This window comes from Phreatobacter sp. (assembly GCF_052440005.1).
In the GTDB taxonomy this organism is placed as follows: domain Bacteria; phylum Pseudomonadota; class Alphaproteobacteria; order Rhizobiales; family Phreatobacteraceae; genus Phreatobacter.
Map to the genome: position 1 here is coordinate 45,302 of NZ_JBQVQL010000016.1, position 16,870 is coordinate 62,171.

The window sequence follows — 16,870 nt, forward strand, 5'->3', positions numbered from 1 at the left end:
GACCTTGAATCGGAATCGCAGGATGAAGACCGGCCTGAATCGGAATCTCGGCCTCAACGGGCCGGCCGAAGTCACTGATGAGACTCGCGAAAGACGGGATGGGGATCAGCCGAGGAAGGAGAGGATGGCGTCGGCGAAGATGTCGTTCTTGTCGCCCGCCACCATGTGCCCGGCGCCGCTGACGTCGACGAATTGCGCATGCGGGACGAGGGTGAGGAAGGCGTCGGCGCTCTCCTGCGAGACGATGTCGGATGCGTTGCCGCGCACCAGCAGGGTCGGAACGGCGAGGCGCCGGGCGGCGTCCTCCAGCGTCGCGACGATCGTCGCCCGGTCGGTGTTGACGGTGCGCCCGCCATCGAGGAAGGCCGGGTCCCAGTGCCAGTACCAGCGTCCGTCCTCGCGCAGCCGGAGGTTCTTCTTCAGGCCCTCGACGGAGGGCGGCCGCGTCCGGTGCGGCAGATAGGCGGCGACCGATTCCGCCGCCTCTTCGATGGAGGCGAACCCGTCCCGCGCGCGGGCCCGCATGAAGCTCTGGACGTGCTTCACCCCGGTCTCCTCCATGCGCGGAACGATATCGACCAGCACCAGCGCGGAGAAGCAGGGCTCAAGGCCGAGCGCATGCAGCGAGGCGATGCCGCCGAGCGAGGCGCCGATGGCCGCCGGTTTGGCCCCGAACCGCTCGGCGATGGCGTGGCCGAGGGCGACCGCGTCGCGGCCATAGTCGGCGAAGGCATAGGCCCCGCTCGCCACCCACTCGCTGTCGCCATGGCCGCGCTGGTCCACCGCGATGGCCGTATAGCCGCGCTCGGCGAGACGCCGCGCCGTGGCCCGCCAGGCGTGGCGGGTCTGCCCGCCGCCGTGCAGCAGCAGCGCCACCTTCTCGCCATGGCCGTAGACGTCGGCCTCCAGCCGGTTGCCATCGTGGCCGGTGAAGCGCGCGTGGCGGGGATGAAGGGACATGGCGATGCGGTTCCGATCGGGCGGGCCGCGGCGCTTAGGCGGCGTGCCGGGCAAGGAAGTCGAGCGCCCCGGCCTTGAAGACCTTGTCGCCCACAGCCGGCATATGATCGCGATCGGGGATCGAAAGCGCCTCCCCCTTAGGGATGATCGCCGCCAGCGGCTCGGGCTCCCCGGCGATGGCGTCCTTGGTGCCCACCGCGATCAGCACCGGACAGGCGATGGAGGCCGCCTCGTCCCGGGTCATCAGGTTGCGCGAGCCGCGGATGCAGGCGGCGAGCGCCCGCCGGTCGGATTTCGTCTGCATGGCGAAGGCGCGGAACATGCGCCCCTGCGGATCGGTGACCTCCTCCAGCGTCGGCGCCTCCAGCGCCTCGGCGATGGTCTCCGGCAGGCCGACGCCGTCCACGAGCTTGGTGCCGAGCCCGCCCATGATGGCCGCCTTCACCCGGTCCGGATGGCGCTGGGCGAGGAAGGCGGTGATGCGCGAGCCCATGGAATAGCCGAGCACGGTGGCCTTCGCGATGCCGAGATGGTCGAGCAGCGCCCGGGCGTCCTCGGCCATCAGCGTCGTGTGATAGGCGGCGGGATCGTAGAGCTTCTCCGAATCGCCGTGGCCGCGGTTGTCGAGCGCGATGACCCGGCGGCCGGCCTTGGTCAGGGTGTCGACCCAGCCGGGATAGGACCAGTTGATGTGCGCCGTGGAGGCGAAGCCGTGGATGCAGAGCACGGGATCACCCTCGCCGGTGTCGAAATAGGCGATCTCGACGCCGTCGGAGGAGAAGGAGTGCTTGGGAAGGCGGGAGGACGAGGCGATCATGGCCGCCCTTGTAGCCGGAGGCGGCGCGGCGCGGAACCCTCGGGGGCGGCGGTCCGCGATGCGACGCGGCGTGGCCGTTGCGGAAGGCGGGAGAACACGGCTAGGAAGCTTGCGCCTCATGTCCGGCGCCCCGACCGCCGGCCGTCACCCCCAGGAGCCGCGCGCGCCCCGATGACCGCCCTGATCCGCCGCCTGCTGCCGCTGCTCCTCGCCCTCACGCCCCTCCCGGCCCTCGCCCAGCAGCCTGCCGGCCCGCCGGCCCTCGCCTGGAAGACCGGCGCCGAGGCGCGGGCCATCGAGCGGCGGATCGACGCGCTCCTCGCCCGCATGACGATGGCCGAGAAGATCGGGCAGCTGAACCTGTTCGGGCGCGGCGACGGCTTCCGCCCCGAATGGGTCGCCGAGGGGCGCACCGGGGCGGTGATGAACTTCACCGCGCCGGCGGAGATCGCCGCCGTGCGGGCCCGTGTCGCCGAATCGCGCCTGAAGATCCCGCTCATCCTCGGCCTCGACGCCATCAACGGCTTCGCCACCTATTTCCCCCAGCCCATCGGCCAGGCCTCGACCTTCAATCCGCGCCTCGTCGAGCTTGCCTCCTACTGGTCGGCCCGCGAGGCCCGCGCCGTCGGCATCAACTGGACCTTCGCGCCGATGATCGACATGACGCGCGACGCCCGCTGGGGGCGGAACATGGAGGGCGCCGGCGAGGACGTGCACCTCGCCTCCGTCGTCGCTGCGGCCCGGGTCGTCGGCTACCAGCGCGGCGGCCTCGCCACCACCGCCAAGCACTTCGTCGGTTATGGCGCGCCGGAGGGCGGGCGCGACTACAACAGCGTCTGGATCCCGGTCTCCCAGCTCTGGGACTACCAGCTGCCGCCCTTCCGCGCCGCCATCGGTGCCGGCACCTTCTCTGTCATGACCTCGCTCAGCGCCATGAACGGCATCGCCGCGACGGGAGACCGGGATCTCGTCACCGGGATCCTCAAGCAGCGCTTCGGTTTCCGCGGCTTCGTGGTCTCCGATTTCGATTCGGTGCGCGAGCTGATCAACCACGGCATGGCCGCCGACCGGGCGGAGGCGGCGCGCAAAGCCTTCCTCGCCGGCGTCGACATGGACATGATGTCGGGCGCCTACGACGCCCACCTCGCCGACGAGATCCGGGCGGGGCGCGTTCCCGCCGCGGCGCTGGACGATGCGGTCCGCCGCGTCCTGCGCGTCAAGTTCCACATGGGCCTGTTCGACGAGCCGCCCTTCGACCCGGCGACGGCGGCCCGCGACCTCGCGACCCCCGCCTCACGCGAGGCATCGCTGGCGGTCGCGCGCGAATCCATCGTCATGCTCCGCAACCACGAGCAGGCCCTGCCGCTGCGCTCCTCGGTGCGCTCCATCGCCGTCGTCGGCGGCGCCGCCACCCACCAGGAGGACTGGCAGTATTCCGACAATGCCGGCCTGCCGCGGGTCCGCCCGCCGAAACTGCCCGACGAGCTCTCCCGCCTTCTCGGCCCCGACGTTTCCGTCTCCTTCGCGCCGGGCCTCGCCACCCACTGCAACCTCGCGGCCGGCGACACGGCCGGCGCGGTGCGCACGGCGGAGGCCGCCGACGTGGTCGTCGTCATGCTCGGCGAGGATTGCGAGCAGATCGGCGAGGGCACATCGCGCGCCCATCTCGACCTGCCGCCGGTGCAGCAGGCGCTGCTGGACGCCCTCATCACCACCGGCAAGCCGGTCGTCGTCATCCTCCACACCACCAGGCCTTTCGTGCTGACGCGGTTCGAAGGCCGCGTCGCCGCCATCCTGCAGGCTTTTCATCTCGGCACCGAGGGCCGCACGGCTCTTGCCGAAGTCATCACCGGCCGCACCAACCCCTCGGGCAAGCTGCCCATGACCTTCCCGCGCGCCACCGGCCAGGTGCCGATCTACTACGACCGCCTGCCCACGGGCCGCCCGCGCCTGACCGATGCCCGCTATGAGACCGGCTACACCGACGAGAAGCTGGAGCCGCTCTATCCCTTCGGCTTCGGCCTGTCCTTTTCCCGCTTCGGCTTCGACGCCCTGGCGCTGGACGCCCCGCGCTTCGCCCGCACCGGCACAGTCTCGGGAAGCGTGCGCGTCGCCAACACGTCGGGCCCGGCGGGCAAGGAGGTGGTGCAGGTCTATGTCCATCAGCGCGTCGGCTCGCGCTCGCGGCCGCTGCGCCAGCTCCGCTTCTTCGAGAAGGTGGAAGTGGCCGCCGGCGGAGAGGTGCGCGTCCGCTTCGCCTTTCCCGTGCGCTCGCTCGGCTTCCACGACGACCAGGGCCGCTTCAGGGTCGAGCCCGGCGAGTACGACGTCTATGTCGGGAACGACTCCAACGCGACGCTGACGGCCCGGTTCACGGTGAACTAGAACCGTCCCGCGGGCGGCACGTCACGGAAACGCGGCGGGCGGACAAGGCGGCATTCCCGCCGAGGACGCTCCGCCCATGTCTTTCCGCACCCTTCTCACCGCCGGTCTCTGCATCGCCGCGGCCGGCACCGCCCTCGCCGAGGAGCGGGGCCATGTCCGCACCTTCCGCGACTGGGTCGTGGGCTGCGACAACGCCCGCACCTGCCGCGCCTTCGGCCTGACCCCGCGCGACTCTGCCACCCAGCTGGCGATCCGCATCGACCGGACCGGCGCGCCCGATGCAGCGCCCACTGTCACGATCATTCTCGTCCAGGACGCCGATCCCGCACCTGGCACGCGGCTGAAGATCGTCGCGGACGGCGGCGGCACGGTCGAGGTCGCGATCGGCAGCGGCGCCACGGTCGAGGACGGAGAGGTGACGCTCACCGATCGCGCCGCGACGGCCCGGCTTCTGGGCGACATCCGCCGCGGCCGCAGCCTCGCTGTCACCCTCGATCCGGTCCCGGCACGCGGCGAGACCGTCGATCCCGTCTCCCTCGACGGCGCCATGGCCGCGCTGCTGTGGATGGACGACCGTCAGAAGCGGGTCGGCACCCGCACAGCCCTCGCCCGTCCGGGCGATGCGTCTTCCGCCGCCGTTCCGCGGCCGCCGCAGGCGCCGGCCAAGCGCGACGGCGTCCCCATGACCGGACCTGCCGTGCCCTCGCCCCTGCCGCAGGCCTGGACCGAGGCGGTGATGACGGCCTTCCGCACCATTCCCGGCGACGGCTGCAACCAGGAGGACGACAATGCCGAGGACATCGAGGCCCAGCGCCTGTCGGCGCGGCTGGTCCTCGTCAGCGTCCGGTGCTGGCGCGGCGCATACAACTTCAGCCGCGCCTATTACATCCTCGAGGAGGGTGAGAGGCCGCGCGTCCGGCCGGCTTCGTTTCCCCGCGTCCGCGAGGCCCTGCCGGCGGCCGAGGACCCGCCGAGCAACCGCAACCCCGACCACATCCTCTGGAACGGCGAGCTCGATCCTGCGGGCGGCACCGTCTTCCACCTCGCCAAGGGCCGTGGCATGTCCGATTGCGGCGAGATCGGCGAGTGGCGCTGGGACGGCGAGAGCTTCCAGCCGTTGCGGCTGGAGGTCATGCCCACCTGCCGCGGCCTCCTGCCGCCGAACTGGCTCACGCTGTTCCGGACGCGCTGACGGCGCGGCTCACTTCACCACGTTGGAGCCGGCATAGGGCGGCGGTGGAATGTCCATGTGCGCCTTGCGCAGCGCCGCCGACCAGCGCTCCCGCAGGTCGTGGAAATAGGGCTCGCCCGGCTCGATCCGGTAATGGGTCTGCAGCACGGCATCGCCCCGCGGCATCACCGCGATATCGATGGGCATGCCCACCCCGAGATTGGAGCGCATGGTCGAATCCATCGAGACGAGGCCGATCTTCAGCGCATCGTTCAGGTTGGTGTCGAACTTGATGGCGCGGTCGAGGATGGGCTTGCCGTATTTGTGCTCGCCGATCTGGAGGTAGGGCGTGTCCACCGTGCACTCGATGTAGTTGCCGGCGGCATAGACCATGAACAGCCGGAGCGAGCGGCCCTTGATCTGCCCGCCGAACAGGAACGAGGCCTCGAACTTGATGCCGTCTTCCTCCAGGCCCGGCCCGTCGATGCGCCTGACCTCGCGGATGGCGCGGCCGACCCGCTGGGCAGCCTGGAACATGGACGGCGCGTTGAGGATCGATTCCAGCTCGCCCGTCTCCTCGTTGGGCAGGCCCTCGTGCAGGAAGCCGAGAACGGACTGGGTGATCGACAGGTTTCCGGCGGAGGCGAGCGCCATCACCCGTTCGCCCGGCTTCTGGAACACGTGCAGCTTGCGGAAGGTCGAGATGTTGTCGAGGCCCGCATTGGTGCGGGTGTCGGCGATCATCACGAGCCCGTCGCGCACGAGGATGCCGCAACAATAGGTCATCAGCGATTCTCCAGGGGCCTAACGGTGTAGCGGTGGCTACCGTCATGAGCAACGCGCGCGGCGCTGCGCCCGGTTTCGTCCACAGGCCCGCGCCGGATCAGTAGTGGGGCGGGGGCGGTTCGGGCCCTTGCGGCCCGGCGCCCTGCGCCTCGCGCAGCTGGTCCTCGAGGCGGGCGACCAGCCGGCCGAGCCGTTCCAGCTCCTTCCACTGGGCGGTGATCGTCGCGTTGAGGTCCTCGATCGCCTGATCCTGGTAGGCGACCTTGATCTCCAGGGCGTCGAAGCGGGACCCGAGATCGTTGTCGCTCATGGCACCACCCCCGCTGCGGTTTCCGGCACCTCGGCGAGGCCGTGGCCGAGTGCCAGCCGCCCGTCGAAGACGAAACAGCCGCCGCGCCAGAGGCTCTCGGCGGGGGGCACCTGTTCCAGATAGGCGAGGATGCCGCCCCTGAGGTGATGCACCTCGGGAAAGCCCCGGTCTAGGAGATAGGCGCTCGCCTTCTCGCAGCGGATGCCGCCGGTGCAGAACATGGCGATGCGCCGGTCGCGCGCCGGGTCGAGCTCCCGGTCCACGAAGGCGCGGAAATCGCCGAAGCTCGCCGTTCCGGGGTCGCGGGCGCCCGCGAACGTCCCGATCGCCACCTCGAAGGCGTTGCGCGTGTCGATGACGACGGTGCCGGGATCGCTGATCAGCGCGTTCCAGTCGGCGGGCGCCACATAGGCGCCGACCCGGCGCGAGGGGTCGGTGACGGCGCCGTCGAAGCTGACGATCTCCCGCTTCGCCTTCACCTTGAGCCGGGCGAAGGGCATGGCGGAGGCGCTGGAAAGCTTCAGTTCCATGCCGGCGAGGCGCTCGCCGAAAATCCATCCGCCAGCGAGCCGCGCGAGGAGAGTATCGACGGCCGCCGTCTCCCCCGCGACCGTGCCGTTGATCCCCTCGGGAGCGAGCAGCAGCGTGCCGCGGATGCCGAGATCCGCGCAGAGCTCCGCCAGCGGCGCGACGAGATCGGCGCAGTCGGGCAGCGGCGCGAAGCGGTAGAGGGCGGCGACCCTGACGGTCATGGGGTCCTTCCCGGGATCATCGGGCTGCAATAGCCGCCCGGGGCCCGACCGGCAACGCCGACGGAGCGATTTCGCGCCCCGAGGCTTTCGCAGCCGCGAAAGCCCCCTTCCCTAACGACGTGATTTGCCGCTAGCTTGTTGGCGAAGCGTCAGGATCGCTCCGCCAGAGAGAGGCCACGCTTCGTCTTCCAGAGGGGAATTGAGCCGTCAATGGCAGGCGCTGCACCGATCTTCGATGAAATGAACCTCGCGGACGGTGCGGTCCGCCCCGCCTACGAAACCCTGGCTCGCTGGCTGAAAACCATTCCGACGGACCTCCTCGCCACGCGCTCGCGCGAGGCAGAGGCGCTGTTCCGCCGCATCGGCATCACCTTCGCGGTCTATGGCGACGCCGCCTCGACCGAACGGCTGATTCCCTTCGACGTCATTCCCCGCGTGCTGACCAACGACGAGTGGGTGCGGCTCTCCAAGGGCCTGACCCAGCGCACCCGCGCCATCAACGCCTTCCTCGGCGACGTCTATTCGAAGCGCGAGATCCTGCGCGCCGGCCTCGTGCCGGAGGACCTCGTCTATCGCAATCCGGCCTTCCGCCCGGAGATGAACCAGCAGCCGGTGCCCCACGGCATTTATGTGATGATCGCCGGCATCGACATCGTCCGGGTCGACGCCGACACCTTCTACGTGCTCGAGGACAATGCCCGCACGCCCTCCGGTGTCTCCTACATGCTGGAGAACAGGGAGGTGATGATCCGCCTCTTCCCCGAGCTCTTCTCCCAGCACCGCGTCGCGCCGGTGGAGAACTACACCGACGATCTGCTGGCCACGATGAAGTCGGTGGCGCCCCGCTCGGCCTCTTCCGACCCGACCTGCGTGCTTCTGACGCCGGGCCTGTTCAACTCGGCCTATTACGAGCACACCTTCCTCGCCGACAAGCTCGGCGTCGAGCTGGTCGAGGGCCGCGACCTCTTCGTCAAGGCCGACGTCGTCTACATGCGCACCACCGAGGGGCCGAAGCGGGTCGACGTCATCTACCGCCGCCTCGACGACGATTTCCTCGACCCCCTGGTCTTCCGGCCGGATTCGGCCCTCGGCGTCCCCGGCATCATGTCCGCCTACCACGCCGGCAACGTGACGCTGGCGAACGCCGTCGGCACCGGCGTCGCCGACGACAAGGCGGTCTACAGCTACATGCCTGAGATCGTGAAGTTCTACCTCGGCGAGGAGCCGATCCTGAAGAACGTGCCGACCTGGCGCTGCCGCGAGGCAGACGAGCTCAAATACGTGCTCGACAACCTGCCCGAGCTCGTCGTCAAGGAGGTCCACGGCTCCGGCGGCTACGGCATGCTGATCGGCCCCAAGGCGACGGCGGCGGAAATCGAGCTGTTCCGCCACAAGCTGGCCAAGGACCCGTCGAACTTCATCGCCCAGCCGACGCTGGCCCTTTCCACCTGCCCCACCCTGGTCGAGGAGGGCGTCGCCCCCCGCCACGTCGACCTCCGCCCCTTCGTCCTGACGGGTCGCGACAAGGTGCGCATCGTGCCCGGCGGCCTCACCCGCGTCGCGCTGAAGGAGGGCTCGCTGGTGGTCAATTCCAGCCAGGGCGGCGGCACCAAGGACACCTGGGTCCTGGATTCGTGAGATAGGCGGAACCCATGCTCTCCCGTACCGCCGACAACCTGTTCTGGCTCGCCCGCTACGTCGAGCGCGCCGAATATCTCGCCCGCATCATCGAGGCCTCAACGCGCCTCGCCAACCTGCCCTCCGCCTATGCCGGCACCTCGAACGAATGGGAATCGGCGGTCGCCACCGCCGGCTGCGCCCATCTCTTCTACCAGGCGCACGACAAGGCGACGCGCGAAACGGTCATCGACTTCCTCGCCTTCTCGCCCGACAACCCCTCCTCCATCCGCTCCTGCTTCGAGATCGCCCGCACCAACGCCCGTTCGGTGCGCACGGCCCTGACGGTGGAGATGTGGGACGCCATCAACGCCGCCTGGCTGGAACTGTCGAAATACCGGGCGAGCGGCCTCAACCAGGACGAGCACCTCGCCAACTTCCTGTCCTTCGTGAAGGAGACGGGGCTGAGGTTCGACGGCTCGGCCTACCGCACCATGCTGCGCTCCGACGGCTACTGGTTCTCGCGCCTCGGCGTGATGATCGAGCGGGCCGACAACACTGCCCGCATCCTCGACGTGAAGTACCACGTGCTGCTGCCCGGCGCCGAGCAGGTCGGCGGCTCGCTCGACTATTTCCAGTGGTCGGCGATCCTGCGCGCCGTGTCGGCGCTGACCGCCTATCACTGGGTCTACAAAGAGAGCCTCAAGCCCTGGCTGGTGGCGGACCTGCTCATCCTCAACGACCAGATGCCGCGATCCCTCGCCGCCTGCTACGAGAGCATCGTGCGCAACCTCGACAGCCTGTCGCTCGCCTATGGCCGCCAGGGGCCGGCCCAGCGCGCCGCCCGCGCCACCCGCACCCGCCTCGAGAACGCCCGCATCGACGACATCTTCCAGTCGGGCCTGCACGAATTCGTCTCGGACTTCATCACCGAGAACAACCGGCTGGGCGCCGCCATCACCCAGCAATACCTGACCTAGAGCGGGCGCCCGCCATGCGCATCCGCATCGCCCACGAGACCACCTACAGCTACGCCGTCCCCGCCCGGTCGGTGATCCAGACGCTGCGCCTCACCCCGCGCAACTACGATGGCCAGCACGTCTCCAACTGGCGCATCGACGTCGACCAGGACTGCCGCCTGGACGCCCACGAGGACGCCTTCGGCAACATCACCCACACCTTCTCCTGCACCGGTCCGGTGCAGACGCTGACAGTCAGGGTGGACGGGCTCGTCGAGACCTCCGACACGGCCGGCGTGGTGCGCGGCGCCATCGAGCGCTTTCCGCCCGGCCTCTACCTCCGGGGCACCGACCTGACGACCGCAGACGGCGAGATCCGCGCCTATGCGGAGGCGCGCCACCAGCCCACCGACAGGCTCTCGACGCTGCACGCCCTTCTGGACGACCTCGCCCGCGACATCACCTTCGACAAGGATCCAACCCATTCCGCCACCACCGCGGCGGAGGCCTTCGCGCTGAAGCGCGGCGTCTGCCAGGACTTCGCCCACATCTTCATCGCCGCCGCGCGGCACCTGAACATCCCCGCCCGCTATGTCGGCGGCTATTTCCTCCACGACGACGGCACCGTGGACCAGGAGGCGGGTCACGCCTGGGCGGAGGCCCATGTCGAGGGCCTCGGCTGGGTCGGCTTCGACCCCGCCAACGGCCTCTGCCCCACCGAGCAGCACATCCGCATCGCATGCGGTCTCGACTACCTCAACGCCGCGCCCATCCGCGGCTCCCGCCACGGCGGCGAGGGTGAGTTCCTCACCGTGAAGGTGATGGTCGACCAGGCGTCCCGGCAGGTTCAGGTGCAATAGGGGCGCGAAGCGAGGGCGCAGGCATGGTGCGGCCGGTGAACGGTGCCCTGCACGACCCAACTGCGTCCTTCGGGGCTTTGCAGATGCCCCTTGTTTCGGCGTTCGACGGGCTGTCCGATCCCCGGGCGGGTCATGTCCCCGAAAAACGACTTACCCCCTTCCCGCCGCCTCCAGCGCGGCGATGTCAAGCTTCACCATCGTCATCATGGCCTGCATGACCCGCGCCGCCCGCGCGCGATCCGCATCGGCCAGAACCTCCGGCAACATCCGCGGCACCACCTGCCACGACAGGCCGAAGCGGTCCTTGATCCAGCCGCACTCGATCTCCTTGCCGCCTTCGCCGAGCCGCGACCAGTAGTGGTCGATCTCGTCCTGGGTGTCGCAGATCACCTGGAACGACACGGCTTCCGTGAACGTGAACTGCGGCCCGCCGTTGAGGCCGACGAAAATCGTGCCGTCGAGCTCGAAGGTCACGGTCAGCACGCTGCCCGCCGGCGCCATGCCGTCCATCGGCCAGCGCATCACCTCGGTGACCCGGCTGTTGGGAAAGATGCCGACATAGTGCCCGGCGGCGGCCTCGGCCTCGCCGTTGAACCACAGGCAGGGGATGAGGCGTGAAACGATGCGGCTCATCGGGGACTCCCCCATTACTTAACTTATGAGTTAAGTTTTATGCCGCAGGCGGCGCGCGTCAACCCCATCCTGCAACCCCCTCATCCCCCTTGCCCCCGGCCCCGCAGCGCTCTACCTCGGCGACAGTCCCGGAGCACCGCCATGACCGAGCCGACCACCGTCACCGCCGCCATCCTCGTCATCGGCGACGAGATCCTCTCCGGGCGCACCAAGGACAAGAACATCGGCTACATTGCCGAGTACTGCACCGCCATCGGTATCGACGTGAAGGAGGTTCGGGTCGTTCCCGACGAGGAGGACGAGATCATCCCCGCCCTCAACACGCTCCGGGCGAAGTACGGCTATGTCTTCACCACCGGCGGCATCGGCCCGACCCACGACGACATCACCGCCGACTGCATTGCCAAGGCTTTCGGCGTTTCCATCGACGTCGACCCGCGCGCCCGCGCCATGCTGCTGGAGCGCATCCCCGAGAAGGACCTGAACGAGGCCCGGCTGCGCATGGCGCGCATTCCGGCCGGCGCCGAGCTCATCGAGAACCCGGTGTCGAAGGCCCCGGGCTTCATGATCGGCAATGTCATCACCATGGCGGGCGTCCCCTCGGTGATGCAGGCGATGATGGACGTGGTCTCGCCGCGCCTGAAGACCGGCACCAAGATGATCCAGGTCTCCATCGAGGCGCCGGGCCTGCGCGAGGGCGACATCGGCACGCCCTATGCCGCCATCGCCAAGGCCCACCCCGGCGTCATCATGGGCTCCTATCCGATGATGCAGGACGGCCGCTTCTGGACCCGCCTCGTGCTGCGCGCCAAGGACGAATCGCTGCTGGCGATCGCCGAGACGGCGGTGGTCGCCATGGTCGAGGAGTACAAGCGCCCGGACGCGGCGGTGACCATCACCCGCGGCGCCTGACGGCTGTTTTGTGGCCGCGGCGCAACACACCGCAACCAAGGCCCTCCCCGGCGCGCGCTGCGCGTCGGTCGTTTGATCCAGCGCAAAGGCTCCCGCGCCGAGCCGTGACCTTGCTCGTCACGCATCGCTGCGACGGACCGATGCCCACGCCCCCCGCGGTTTCCTCGCAGCTTCTCGAACCGCTCGCATCCACCCGGGGCACACCATGAAGACCATCCTCCGCGGCGCCGTCATCGGCGCGGCCCTCCTCGCCACCCCCGCCCTTGCCGCCGACATCGGCGCCCCGCGCACCCCGTTCGAGAGCGTCGCGGTTGCCCGTGATTTCAATCCCTGGCAGATCCGCCTCCGGGCCCTGGCGGTCATCCCCTCGCCGAGCGGCGCGGTGACCACCCTCAACGGCGCCGCCGTCGCCGCCATCCCGAACCTCGGCATCTCCACCTCGGTCGTGCCCGAGCTGGACATCACCTACTACTTCACCAAGAACATCGCGGTTGAGCTCATCCTCGGCGTCACCCCGCACAACGTCCGCCCGACAGGCGCGCTGGCCGGGGCGCTCGGCTCCACCGCCACCATCGGCAAGACCTGGCTGCTGCCGCCGACCCTCATGCTGCAGTACCACTTCACCGATTTCGGCGCCTTCAAGCCCTATCTCGGCGTCGGCCTGAACTACACCATGTTCTTCTCGCAGTCGGCCCAGGGCGCCATGGCGAACGGCGCGCCCTTCACCTACAACCGCTTTTCGGTGGCCCCGGCCGCCGGCGTCGCCCTGCAGGTCGGCTTCGACTACATGATCAACCGCAACTGGGGCATCAACGTCGACGTCAAGAAGATCTTCCTGCGCTCGACCTTCAAGTACACCGACACCACCGGCGTGCTCGCCACCACCTCGGGCCGCGTCACCATCGACCCCTGGCTGGTCTCCACCGGCATCACCTACCGGTTCTGAGCCGGATCCGTTCCATCCTGTCGCGAAGGGCCCTGCGGGGCCCTTCGTCGTTTGCGGGCGCTGCCGGCAAATACCTGCGGAAAAGCCGCCCCTCCCGGATTTCCGCCGGGCCCGCGCACGGCTAGTGTCGCCGCCCTGTCGATGATCAAGAGCCCGGAGCGCCCCATGGCGACGCCCAATCCCGAGAAGGCCTTCCCCGTCTCCTGGGACCAGTTCCACCGCGACGCCCGGGCGCTCGCCTGGCGGATCAGCGGCGCGGGCCCCTTCCGCGCGATTGTCTGCATCACCCGCGGCGGCCTCGTCCCGGCGGCCATCGTCACGCGCGAGCTCGGCATCCGCATGATCGAGACGGTCTGCATCGCCAGCTACCACGACTACCAGAGCCAGGGTCAGCTCAAGGTGATCAAGGAGGTCGCGCCGCATCTCCTCACCGAGGGTGGCGAGGGCATTCTGGTGGTCGACGACCTGGTCGACACCGGCAAGACCGCGCAGGTCGTGCGCGACATGCTGCCGAAGTCCCACATCGCCACCGTCTATGCCAAGCCGCAGGGCCGGCCGATGGTGGACACCTTCGTCACCGAGGTCTCCCAGGACACCTGGATCTACTTCCCCTGGGACATGGGCTACACCTTCCAGCCGCCGATCCGCGACGCCGGATGACCCCCTCAGCGCCGCCCGAACACGGCAAGGCGCATGGTGTCGGTGCCGAGGCTCTCGTCGATCATGAGCCCGGCGCGGCGGCCGTCGGGGCCGAGCAGGCCCAGCATCAGCGGCGGGTTCATGAGCACCAGGACGCTCACGAAGAACAGGACGATCTTGGCGGGGGTGAGCTGCACGGAAGCTCTCCTCAGGTGACGATCCGGCCCTCCCCGCAACCCCGCCGGAAACCGTAAGGCGCAGGCTTCAACGCCCCGTTCACCCAACCGGTCGAAATGGTCAACGAACTGTTCGCCTGACGTTAGGGTATCGTTAAGGCGAGAAGGTGCCGCTGCGGAAGGCGCGGCTGGTGCCCCCTGCCGGACTCGAACCGGCACGCCCGAGGGCGAGGGATTTTAAGTCCCTTATGGCTACCAATTTCATCAAGGGGGCCCGGCGCAAAGCTCTAGCGGCTTCGCGCCGGGCTTGGCAATCGCTCAGCGGGAGACCGGCTCGGCGGTCCTGATGCCGGCGGGCGAGGCCGGCATGGCGAGCGTGCCGATCTCCTGCAGCTTGCCGCCCTCGAAGCCGAAGACCTGGATGTCGTCACCGACCATGTTCTGCACCAGGAGGCGACGACTGTCGGCCGACCAGGCAGCGCCCTGCGACCACTGGCCGATGGGCGCCTCGGCCACCTTGACGAGCTCGTGACCGCGAACCTCGTAGATGACCACGCTGCCGCGCTCGGCGAAGAAGGGCGAGTTGCGCGGCTTGTTCGAGCCGTTCATCACCACCACCGCCACGTGCCGGCCGTCTGGCGCCATCTTGATGCCCTCCGGCGTCTGGCCGACCGAGACGGTGTTCACCACCCTCGGCGGCTGGGCCTTCACGTCGATCAGGCTGATGGTGTCGGCGTCGCCCCCACCGAGCCCGATATTGGCGACCACCGCCACGTCGCCGCGCGTCGAAATGTCGATGCCGTAGGGCCTGAGCCCGGCGTTCAGATCCCGCCGCGTATAGGTGACCGTCGTCTCCTCGATGGAGAGGACGGAAATCTTGTGGTCGTTGTCGCGGCTGACCAGCGCCGTCTTCCCGTCGGGGGTGAAGACGACGTGGCTCGGCCCGGAGGTGGGGTCGCCGACCGCGATCTTGGCCCCGACCGTGACCGTGCGTCCGGAAATCGTCAGCACGGACACGGTGCCCTCGGCCCGGTTGGCGACGAGAGCGAAGGCCCCCGAGGGATGGATGGAAAGGCCGGCGGCCCCCTGCCCCACCTCGAGCGTCGCGATCACCGCCGGCGGATTGGCCTTGAGGTCGATCACCGAGACGCGGTTGTCGGGGACGGTGCGGCGGGGATTGGCCGGGTCGAGCTTCATCGCCGAGCTGACGAGGGCGAGGCTCTCGTCGGCGGTGATGGCGACGGAGACCGGCGGGCCGACGACGCTTGCCGGCGCCGGAATGGTCGCGCGCACCCGCGGCGTCCCCGAGGCAAAATCGATGATCGACACCGAATCCGGCCGCGGCTGTTCGACCACGGTCGCGACACCGTTCACGAGCCGCATCTTGCCGTCGTTCGCGGAGACCGCGATCTGGGCGTCGGCGCGGGCCGCGCACAGGGATAGCGCGGCCACGAGGGCCGGCATGCAGCGTCGCATCGTCATGGCGTTTCTCTCCCGGGCCTGAAGCGGCCTGATTGTTTTGCCCGGGAAGCCTAGCAGGCCACCCGCCCGGCGCCATACGCACGCGACCGGACCCTGCCACCCCCGGCCGCGGCACTTCGCGGCCCGACCGTTGCCCTTGCGTCACGGTCCCGGGCAGGGCACTGCCCTATATCAGGAGAGCCTGCCCCCGGGAGACAGCATGCGCCTCGCCCTGATCGTGACGACCCTCGCCGCGGCAACCGTCGCCCCGGCGATGACGCAGCCGGTCGACCTGCCCCTGCGCCGTCCGGGCTACTGGGAGATCCGCATGATGACCGGCGGCGGGCCAGGCGGGCAGGAGTTCACCCTCCAGACCTGCACGGATGCCGCCACCGAGCGCCAGATGGTGCAGTACGGCTTCGGCCAGCTTGGGCGCCAGTGCCAGCGCTACGACATCCGCCGCGACGGCGAGGACTATGTCATCGAGAGCGACTGCCAGATCGGCCAGACGCGCACCACCGCACGCTCCGTCATCTCCGGTGACCTCCGCGCGACCTATTCGCTCCGCGTCGAGGGCACGGTCCAGGTGCTCGGCCAGCCGGAACTGCAGCAGACCCTCACCACCCAGCAGGGGCGCTTCGTCTCGGCCCGCTGCGGCGGCGGCCTCAGGCCCGGCGACATCCTGCTGCCCGGCGGCCAGCGGCTGAATATCCGCGACCTCGCCGGCACCGGCGACCAGGCCGAGACCGCGCGTCCGCGCTGACCTCAGGCGCGGTGGGCGTAGATCCAGTCCTGCTGCGCCAGGAGGCCGCGCCCGCCGAGCAGGCGGATGGCCGCGTCGCGGGCGAAGCCGGCCGGCCCCTTCAGGTGATAGACCGCGCCGTTGCGGCGGGCGAGCGCCTGGATGCGGGCGACGCGGGGCCCCCGCGCCCGCTCGTAAGCGCGGAAGGCGGCGGGAAGATCATCAGGCGTCGCCGACGCCGCGCGGGCGAGCACGGCCGCGTCCTCGATCGCCATGGCCCCGCCCTGCGCGACGAAGGGCAGCATGGCATGGGCCGCGTCGCCGAGGAGCGTCACCGCCCCCTCCCCCGGCCCGAACCAGGTCTGGCGATCGGCGAGCGACCAGCACTGCCACTCGCCGGCTGCGGCCACCAGCTGTCGCGGCGCATCGGCCCAGCGGGAGAGCCGGCCGGCGATGACATGGGGATCGCCCGGCGCGCGCCAGCCTTCGATCGGCGCCTCGTCCCGCACGATGACGACCACGTTGCAGAGCGCGCCGCCCCTGAGCGGGTAATGGACGAGGTGGGCATCCGGTCCGAGCCAGAGACCCAGCCTTTCCCCGGCGAGGGCTGGCGGCACAGCCGCCATCGGCACGGTCGCGCGGTAGGCGCTGCGGTGTCGGAAGGTAGGCGGGGCCGCGTCCCCGAGCCCGCGGCGCACCGACGAGCGGATGCCGTCGGCCCCGACGAGCGCGGCGACCCGGCGG

At 69.7% G+C, this 16,870-nt stretch carries 18 protein-coding genes and 1 tRNA gene; 9 read left to right on the forward strand and 10 right to left on the reverse strand.

Going from position 1 to position 16,870, the window contains the following annotated elements:
* Positions 1-105: 105 nt before the first annotated feature.
* Both ACT6XY_RS06350 and ACT6XY_RS06355 read right to left on the reverse strand, forming a co-directional pair.
* Entirely contained in the window at positions 106-960 is an 855-nt protein-coding gene (locus tag ACT6XY_RS06350) for an alpha/beta fold hydrolase (protein WP_444747493.1), read from the reverse strand.
* A 34-nt stretch (positions 961-994) separates the two neighbouring features.
* Entirely contained in the window at positions 995-1,777 is a 783-nt protein-coding gene (locus ACT6XY_RS06355) for an alpha/beta fold hydrolase (protein WP_444747494.1), read from the reverse strand.
* Positions 1,778-1,948: 171 nt separating this feature from the next.
* Between ACT6XY_RS06355 and ACT6XY_RS06360 the strand changes: the two genes are divergently transcribed.
* Together ACT6XY_RS06360 and ACT6XY_RS06365 are read left to right on the forward strand one after the other, a co-directional pair.
* Positions 1,949-4,162: a glycoside hydrolase family 3 N-terminal domain-containing protein gene (locus tag ACT6XY_RS06360; RefSeq protein WP_444747495.1), complete on the forward strand. Its 2,214-nt coding sequence runs from the start codon at positions 1,949-1,951 to the stop codon at positions 4,160-4,162.
* 76 nt (positions 4,163-4,238) lie between these two features.
* Positions 4,239-5,354 (forward strand): DUF1176 domain-containing protein, encoded by a 1,116-nt coding sequence (locus ACT6XY_RS06365; protein WP_444747496.1) that lies wholly within the window; start codon positions 4,239-4,241, stop codon positions 5,352-5,354.
* A gap of 9 nt (positions 5,355-5,363) precedes the next feature.
* On the opposite strand, the gene ACT6XY_RS06370 is transcribed toward ACT6XY_RS06365, so the two are convergent.
* The 3 genes from ACT6XY_RS06370 to trhO form a co-directional block, all read right to left on the reverse strand.
* Complete coding sequence (locus ACT6XY_RS06370) at positions 5,364-6,119, reverse strand: peptidase (RefSeq protein ID WP_444747497.1); 756 nt, start codon at positions 6,117-6,119, stop codon at positions 5,364-5,366.
* A 97-nt stretch (positions 6,120-6,216) separates the two neighbouring features.
* Entirely contained in the window at positions 6,217-6,429 is a 213-nt protein-coding gene (locus ACT6XY_RS06375) for a SlyX family protein (protein WP_444747498.1), read from the reverse strand.
* Complete coding sequence (gene trhO / locus ACT6XY_RS06380; RefSeq protein ID WP_444747499.1) at positions 6,426-7,181, reverse strand: oxygen-dependent tRNA uridine(34) hydroxylase TrhO; 756 nt, start codon at positions 7,179-7,181, stop codon at positions 6,426-6,428. Before trhO ends, ACT6XY_RS06375 begins: the two co-directional genes overlap by 4 nt.
* Before the next feature lie 210 nt (positions 7,182-7,391).
* On the opposite strand from trhO, the gene ACT6XY_RS06385 reads away from it, so the two are divergent.
* The 3 genes from ACT6XY_RS06385 to ACT6XY_RS06395 are packed head-to-tail and all read left to right on the forward strand — an operon-like array spanning position 7,392 to position 10,617.
* A complete protein-coding gene (locus ACT6XY_RS06385) occupies positions 7,392-8,819 on the forward strand; it encodes a circularly permuted type 2 ATP-grasp protein (RefSeq protein ID WP_444747500.1) in 1,428 nt (475 codons plus the stop codon).
* A gap of 14 nt (positions 8,820-8,833) precedes the next feature.
* A complete protein-coding gene (locus ACT6XY_RS06390) occupies positions 8,834-9,778 on the forward strand; it encodes an alpha-E domain-containing protein (RefSeq protein WP_106748712.1) in 945 nt (314 codons plus the stop codon).
* A 14-nt stretch (positions 9,779-9,792) separates the two neighbouring features.
* Positions 9,793-10,617: a transglutaminase family protein gene (locus ACT6XY_RS06395; protein ID WP_444747501.1), complete on the forward strand. Its 825-nt coding sequence runs from the start codon at positions 9,793-9,795 to the stop codon at positions 10,615-10,617.
* 150 nt (positions 10,618-10,767) lie between these two features.
* On the opposite strand, the gene ACT6XY_RS06400 is transcribed toward ACT6XY_RS06395, so the two are convergent.
* Entirely contained in the window at positions 10,768-11,250 is a 483-nt protein-coding gene (locus tag ACT6XY_RS06400) for a VOC family protein (protein WP_444747502.1), read from the reverse strand.
* A gap of 141 nt (positions 11,251-11,391) precedes the next feature.
* Here ACT6XY_RS06400 and ACT6XY_RS06405 point away from each other — a divergent pair, with 141 nt between their 5' ends.
* The 3 genes from ACT6XY_RS06405 to gpt all read left to right on the forward strand — a co-directional run bounded on the left by ACT6XY_RS06405 (position 11,392) and on the right by gpt (position 13,768).
* Positions 11,392-12,162, forward strand: coding sequence for a competence/damage-inducible protein A (locus ACT6XY_RS06405; protein ID WP_444747503.1), 771 nt, complete (start codon positions 11,392-11,394; stop codon positions 12,160-12,162).
* A gap of 205 nt (positions 12,163-12,367) precedes the next feature.
* A complete protein-coding gene (locus ACT6XY_RS06410) occupies positions 12,368-13,108 on the forward strand; it encodes an OmpW/AlkL family protein (RefSeq protein ID WP_444747504.1) in 741 nt (246 codons plus the stop codon).
* A gap of 165 nt (positions 13,109-13,273) precedes the next feature.
* Positions 13,274-13,768, forward strand: a complete 495-nt coding sequence (gpt, locus tag ACT6XY_RS06415) for a xanthine phosphoribosyltransferase (protein ID WP_444747505.1) — start codon at positions 13,274-13,276, stop codon at positions 13,766-13,768.
* 5 nt (positions 13,769-13,773) lie between these two features.
* Here gpt and ACT6XY_RS06420 read toward each other — a convergent pair whose 3' ends face one another.
* The 3 genes from ACT6XY_RS06420 to ACT6XY_RS06430 all read right to left on the reverse strand — a co-directional run bounded on the left by ACT6XY_RS06420 (position 13,774) and on the right by ACT6XY_RS06430 (position 15,405).
* On the reverse strand, positions 13,774-13,944 hold the full coding sequence (locus ACT6XY_RS06420) for a hypothetical protein (RefSeq protein WP_444747506.1): 171 nt from the start codon (positions 13,942-13,944) through the stop codon (positions 13,774-13,776).
* A 168-nt stretch (positions 13,945-14,112) separates the two neighbouring features.
* Positions 14,113-14,197: transfer RNA gene (locus ACT6XY_RS06425), tRNA-Leu, on the reverse strand.
* Positions 14,198-14,241: 44 nt separating this feature from the next.
* Positions 14,242-15,405, reverse strand: a complete 1,164-nt coding sequence (locus tag ACT6XY_RS06430; protein WP_444747507.1) for a YncE family protein — start codon at positions 15,403-15,405, stop codon at positions 14,242-14,244.
* A 199-nt stretch (positions 15,406-15,604) separates the two neighbouring features.
* On the opposite strand from ACT6XY_RS06430, the gene ACT6XY_RS06435 reads away from it, so the two are divergent.
* Positions 15,605-16,147, forward strand: coding sequence for a DUF3617 domain-containing protein (locus ACT6XY_RS06435; RefSeq protein WP_444747508.1), 543 nt, complete (start codon positions 15,605-15,607; stop codon positions 16,145-16,147).
* A gap of 2 nt (positions 16,148-16,149) precedes the next feature.
* Here ACT6XY_RS06435 and ACT6XY_RS06440 read toward each other — a convergent pair.
* On the reverse strand, positions 16,150-16,870 hold a 721-nt coding region (locus ACT6XY_RS06440), incomplete at its 5' end, for an FAD-dependent monooxygenase (protein WP_444747509.1).